6 protein-coding genes are annotated in these 6137 nt (G+C 57.5%); 1 reads left to right on the forward strand and 5 read right to left on the reverse strand.

The genetic code is table 11. The annotated features are described in order from the left end of the window. Positions 1–205: 205 nt before the first annotated feature. Genes ACOCD2_RS10635 through ubiA form a run of 3 tightly spaced genes read right to left on the reverse strand, consistent with a single transcriptional unit; the run spans position 206 to position 3080 of the window. On the reverse strand, positions 206–973 hold the full coding sequence (locus ACOCD2_RS10635) for a class I SAM-dependent methyltransferase (protein WP_293647354.1): 768 nt from the start codon (positions 971–973) through the stop codon (positions 206–208). Next, on the reverse strand, positions 970–2250 hold the full coding sequence (bioA, locus tag ACOCD2_RS10640; protein WP_293647356.1) for an adenosylmethionine--8-amino-7-oxononanoate transaminase: 1281 nt from the start codon (positions 2248–2250) through the stop codon (positions 970–972). The genes ACOCD2_RS10635 and bioA overlap by 4 nt, the downstream gene beginning before the upstream one ends. Further along, positions 2247–3080 carry a 4-hydroxybenzoate octaprenyltransferase gene (gene ubiA / locus ACOCD2_RS10645; protein ID WP_293647358.1) on the reverse strand — a complete coding sequence of 278 codons (834 nt, stop codon included), beginning with the start codon at positions 3078–3080 and terminating at the stop codon, positions 2247–2249. The genes bioA and ubiA overlap by 4 nt, the downstream gene beginning before the upstream one ends. A gap of 117 nt (positions 3081–3197) precedes the next feature. On the opposite strand from ubiA, the gene ACOCD2_RS10650 reads away from it, so the two are divergent. Beyond that, positions 3198–4016, forward strand: a complete 819-nt coding sequence (locus ACOCD2_RS10650) for a M48 family metallopeptidase (protein WP_293652570.1) — start codon at positions 3198–3200, stop codon at positions 4014–4016. A gap of 48 nt (positions 4017–4064) precedes the next feature. On the opposite strand, the gene ACOCD2_RS10655 is transcribed toward ACOCD2_RS10650, so the two are convergent. Next, complete coding sequence (locus ACOCD2_RS10655) at positions 4065–5249, reverse strand: class II fructose-bisphosphate aldolase (protein ID WP_293647362.1); 1185 nt, start codon at positions 5247–5249, stop codon at positions 4065–4067. Between the two features lie 43 nt (positions 5250–5292). Further along, positions 5293–5964, reverse strand: a complete 672-nt coding sequence (locus ACOCD2_RS10660) for a Bax inhibitor-1/YccA family protein (RefSeq protein WP_293647364.1) — start codon at positions 5962–5964, stop codon at positions 5293–5295. Positions 5965–6137: the final 173 nt, after the last annotated feature.

Genomic DNA, 6137 nt, shown 5'->3' on the forward strand with positions numbered 1-6137 from the left:
AAAACACGAGAATCTCTTCTCTTGGCGAGTACCTTGGCACGAGAAATGGGCTATCGGGCTATCTTGGCCACGTCCCGGCGCCCAAAAACACCGGAACCAGGGGATCGGTGAGCGATGCGGGTTAAAGCGTTTCCTCGGGTCTCTGGAAGATCGGCAGCTACCGACCCGGCAACAATACAGGCGGTGCTCTAGGCTCTAAGGTACCCTAGGATGAGGGTAAATAGATATCGAAGCGTGTCTTGGCTGCCTGCACCTGGAAATCCGGTTTCACGCCACCCAGGTATTCCGCCCGGACGGGGCGCTTGACTGCTATTCTTTTGCCTGCACGCCGCTGTGCAACACGAAGCAGGCTTTCGCCCTGCAGATCCTGGCCCAGCAGGCGCTGCAGTGCCTGCATTCCCTTTTTGGACAACGCCTGTCTGCCCTTGTGGGGATACATGGGGTCCAGGTAGATGGCATCCGGCCGGTCATGCCGGGGCAGGGCCCGAAGGTAGTCGGCAGAATCGGCAAGAACCAGGGACATGCGGCTGACGATGGCGCGGGTTTCAGGTGACTCGGCTGCCCGGCGCAGGCCGTCTTCCAGCAGGGCATGAACGACAGGCGACTGTTCCACCAAAGTGACGGTGCAGCCTAGGGTGGCCAGCACCAGCGCGTCCTGGCCCAGTCCGGCGGTGGCGTCGATCACGTGGGGTGGGAAGCCCGACTTGAAACCCACCGCCCGGGCCAGAGGGGTGCGGCGGCCTTCTCCCTGTTGCCTGCGGTAGGCGGCCTTGCCCGCAACGAAATCCACCCATACCGGCCCTGGCGCCCCACTGCCGGTCTGTTGCAGTTGCAAGCGGTCATCGATGAAGCGCAGCAGGAAGTCTGGTCGTGGATCGTCCGGAGCGGTCATTTCCAGAGAAAGTCTTCGCGCCAGCCCACGGGCCTGACTTTCGAACCCGTCAGTCGAAGCGACAGCCACCCTGCGGTTCATGAGTACCGGGAAACAACGTCAACGGTGGCGGCGCAGAGCTCGCGTAGATCCTGCGTTTCCATCACGTAGGCTGGCATCAGGTAGACCAGCTTACCGAAAGGACGTACCCACATGCCGGCTTCCACGAAAGCAGGCTGAATTGCCCGCATGTCCACGGCCTGACGCAGCTCGACCACACCGATGGCGCCGAGCACACGCACCTCGCTGACGCCAGGCAGCTCGCGGCAGGGTGCCAGACCGGTTTCCAGACCATCCTGGATGGTTTCGATACGCGCCTGCCAGGGGCTTTTCAGCAGGAGATCGATACTGGCATTGGCCACGGAGCAGGCCAGGGGATTGGCCATGAAAGTGGGGCCGTGCATGAACACACCCGGTGGGTTGCTGCTGATGGTGCCGGCGATGTGCTCGGTCGTCAGGGTGGCTGCCAGGCTCAGGTATCCCCCGGTGAGGGACTTGCCCAGGCACAGGATATCCGGGCTGATGCCGGCCCATTCACAGGCAAACAGTTTTCCCGTACGACCGAAACCCGTGGCGATTTCATCGGCGATGAGCAGCACGCCGTGCTCGTCGCACAGCTGCCGCATGCGCCGCAGGTAATCTGCCGAATAGAAACGCATGCCCCCGGCCCCCTGCACGATGGGTTCGAGGATCACCGCAGCGATTTCCCGCCCCTGTTCCTCCAGCAGTTGTTGCACAGGCTTGAGATGTTCTTCCGTGCCGGGCTGGCCGAAGGCGGGTTCGGGTGCAGGGGCGAAAAGCTGGGAGGCGAGGGCGCTGGAGAAAAGGCCGTGCATGCCGGTGACCGGATCGCATACCGACATGGCGCCGAACGTATCGCCATGATAGCCGCTGCGCAGGCTGAGAAAGCGCTGCCTAGACTCACCACGGGCGTGCCAGTACTGGATGGCCATCTTCAGGGCCACTTCCACGGCGACGGAGCCGGAATCGGCGAATAACACTTTTTCCAGCCCGTCAGGCGTGAGTTCCACCAGCTTCCTGGCCAGCGTCACCGCCGGTACATGGGTAAGTCCGCCAAACATCACGTGGGCCATGTCCTGCAGCTGGGTTTCGATGGCGGCGTTCAGTACCGGGTGGTTGTAACCGTGAATGGCGCACCACCAGGAGGACATACCGTCGATAAGCTCCCTGTCGTCGGCCAGGCGGATGCGCACGCCCTGAGCGCTGGCCACGGGGAACACCGGGCTGCCACTGTCGATGGATGAATAGGGATGCCAGACGTACTCGGCATCCAGGCGCAGCATTTCCTCTGCATTCATGGCAGGTAATAGTTGGCCAGGATGCCGATGAAGATCACCACGCCCACCCAGTGATTGTGCAGAAAAGCCCTGAAACAGGGGGCACGCTGCCGGTTGCGGATCAGCCACTGGTGATAGACCATGAGAACGGCGGCAACCGCCAGACCGAGATAATAATATGGCCCCAGCCCGAAAAGACGCCCCACATGGATCAGCAGACCCAGAAAAACCAGCTGCAGCAGGCTGATGATGAGGCGGTCATAACGGCCGAACAGGATGGCGGTGGATTTGACGCCGATCTTCAGATCATCGTCCCGGTCCACCATGGCATACATGGTGTCATAGATCAGCGCCCATACCAGGACGGCTGCGAAAAGCCACCAGGAGCGTGGATCCACGCTGCCGGTCTGGGCGGCGAATGCCATGGGAATGGCCCAGCCGAAGGCGGCGCCCAGGTAGGCCTGGGGCAAATGGGTGAAGCGCTTGGTGAAGGGGTAACTTGTCGCCAGAAAGGCGCCCACCAGGGAAAGCCCGATGGTCAGGGGATTCAGGGTGACCACCAGCAGGAAAGCCAGCGCCACCAGGATGCCGAAAAGCACCAGTGCCTCTTTCTTACTTACCAGGCCGGCAGTCAGGGGACGTTGGGCGGTGCGCTTCACGTGGCTGTCGATCTTGCGATCGGCGTAGTCGTTGATCACGCAACCTGCAGAGCGCATCAGCACCACCCCGGCAACAAAGACCACGATCAGCCACAGATGGGGATGGCCCTCACCAGCAATCCACAAGGCCCACAATGTCGGCCACAGAAGCAACAAAATGCCAATTGGTTTGTCCAATCGCATGAGTCGCATGTATAACGGCCATTTGGATGCGCGTTCGTTCAAAAACCTGCCTTTTGGGGAATGCCTCGTGATTGCGCTATGATAGCAAATTCACCCTTTACATTGTTCTGAATCGTTGTTCTGCCCATGATCCGATCCCTCGTATTTTTGATTTCCACGGCCATCCTCATGGCTGCCTGCGCCACCAGTCCGACAGGACGTTCGCAGCTGATGCTGGTCAGCCCCAATCAGGCGGTGAAAGCATCCGCCTCGGCGTATCCTGAAAAGCTGAAAAAATATGCCGAGGAGGGAAAACTCAACACCAAACCAAAGATGCTTGAACGGGTGAAACGCATCACCGGGCAACTGATCGTCGAAGCCGAGAAGATGTACCCGGAAGCCAAGCAGTGGGACTGGGAAGTCGCGGTGATCGACGAACCCGACACGGTGAATGCCTGGTCCATGGCCGGCGGCAAGATGGCCATCTATACCGGGCTGATCGAGAAGGTCAAACCCACGGATGATGAACTGGCGCAGGTCATGGCCCACGAAATCAGCCATGCACTGGCCAATCATGTGGCGGAACAGATGTCTGTCGCCATGGCATCACAAATCGGACTGGCGGTACTCTCCGCCACCGCGTTGAAGGACAACAGATACCGCTCAGCCGCCCTGACCGGCGCTGCACTGGCAGCCACGCTGGCCGTTTCCCTGCCTTACAGCCGGGCGGCAGAAAGGGAGGCGGACAAGATTGGTATAGAGATCGCCGCCAGGGCAGGGTTCGATCCCTATGCTGCGGCCTCTCTCTGGAAGAAAATGACCAAGGTCAACAAGGGAGCACCGCCGGAATTCCTGAATACGCACCCTGCTGCTGCAAGCCGTGAAAAAACCCTTCTCGAACTGGCACCGAAGATGATGAAGTACTACCATCCAAACGAGCATCATTTGAGATATCGTTTTCACTAATTATTTTGCCGCGATGCTGAAATATCCCGGACAAGACGGCATTCGCCCTCAGCCATTCTCCAGGGAGCGGAAATCTATACTGATGCGATCACCCGCAACCGGACGAAAGACCTGATTTGCGAAAGCAAGGTGCTCAGGATGATCCCGGTAACTGTCGATCACTGCCTGGTGGCAGAAACGTACCAGCCAGCTGTAGTGATAGGCATCGTCCGCCTTTACGGCTTTGCCGGCAAAGACTTCACGTACGCCGGGAATAGCAGACAACACCTGCCGTCCTTTGTCTGCCATGGCTTGCACACCGGAATCGTCCAGGCCATCTGCGTTGTAGACAATGACATGTTCCACCGGTAGCCAGGCCTCACTTTCAGCCAGCACTTCTTCTGCATGGCCGGCACCACCCCACAGGCGAATACAACGCTCCGTTTCTTCGGCAATTGCTTGTAGTACACCCTGAAGCAGGGAAGTGTAACCGTCAGCTTTTCCAGAACGCACATTCTGCAGGATACGTCTTTCCGCCGTATCAGACAGGGCGGTGTAGTAGTTGATCTTGGCCACGCCGTTGGCAATAAGTTGCCTGAACTGATCATCGGACAGGCCGGTACCGCCATGAATCACGAGCGGAATACCCAATGCATTGTTGATGTCACAGAGACGCCCGAAATCGAGGCTGGGTTTGCCTTGCATGCGGCCATGTACCGTGCCGACGGATACGGCGAGGAAATCGATGCCGGTTTCACCTGCATAACGTCTTGCTTCCTTTACACTGGTGTATGCAACTTTGCCCGGGTGGCATTCAGCATCCTCACCCTCGACACCCGGGACATAGCCGAGTTCACCTTCCACCGGCACACCACAGCCATGTGCCATGCTTACCACCTGGCTCGAAAGCTCGATGTTCTCTACCAGGGAAAGATGGGAAGCATCCACCATTACACCATTGCAGCCCAGGTTGATCGAACGGATAGCAGATCCCAGCGTCGTCCCGTGATCCAGATGAATGGCGACAGGTACTGAGGCCTGCCTCGCGGCAGCTTCGACTGCCGGCATCATCAGCTCAAAATCAAAATAGGAGAAATGCGATTCGGCAAGACTCAGGATGACCGGTGCCCGGGCATTTTCGGCTCCCTGCAAAATGCCCTGGAGGAAATCCAGACTGACCAGGTCAAAAGCGCCAATTGCATAACCTTGCTTGTAGGCATGTGTCAGCATGTCGTTCATGTTTACGAGGGGCATATTTGATTATTACCTCTTTGCGCAGGACAGTGACAGTCAGGCCTCAATCATCGCTACCCAGTGCGCCGAGCAGGTGTAAAAGACTGGTGAAAAGATTGAAGATCGACACATACAGTGTCACCGTTGCCATGATGTAGTTGGTTTCTCCACCATGAACAAGCTCACTCGTCTGATACAGGATCAGGCCGGCCATCAGCAGGACAAACAGGGAAGAGACAGCAAGGGAGAGCCCTGGCATTTCAAAAAACAGAGCGCCCAGTCCGGCAAGAAAGGCTACCAGAATGCCAGCGAAGAGAAAGCCTCCTAAAAAGCTGAAATCCTTGCGGCTGGTGAGTGCATAACCTGACAAACCCAGAAAAATCGCGCCGGTGGCTCCCATTGCCGTCATTACCGTCTGGCTGCCGTTGGGCAGCAGCAAATAGCTGTTCAATATCGGACCCAGCGTGTATCCCATGAATCCCGTCAGTGCAAAAACAGATGCCAGTCCCCAGACGCTGTTGCGGAGTTTGCTGGTAAGAAAGAGCAGTCCAAAATATCCCCCCAGTGTCAGCAACAATCCCGGATGAGGCAGATTCAATACCATGGAGGCACCTGCCGTCAGGGCGCTAAACAATAGCGTCATGGATAACAGCGCATAGGTGTTGCGAATCACGCTGTTAGTCGAGAGAACGGACGCCTGGGCGCGATCCATTGTTGCAGCAGTGGTGTTATTCATCTTGCCTACCTCTATTTCAATTGTAGTGGGGTAAAAAGCCGTGGATGGTTATTATCCTAGAGTTTAGAGTAAGCAACATTGTTCCACCGTATATTTTCGGGTGAAATAAAGTTGCTATTTTGTTCATACTGCCCGTTAGAGCTTGTTCTATACGCTGATTGCTGCATCCTGCT

Origin of the sequence: Thiolapillus sp., assembly GCF_048562965.1 — a bacterium.
Taxonomy (GTDB): Bacteria; Pseudomonadota; Gammaproteobacteria; order Chromatiales; family Chromatiaceae; genus Thiolapillus; species Thiolapillus brandeum_A.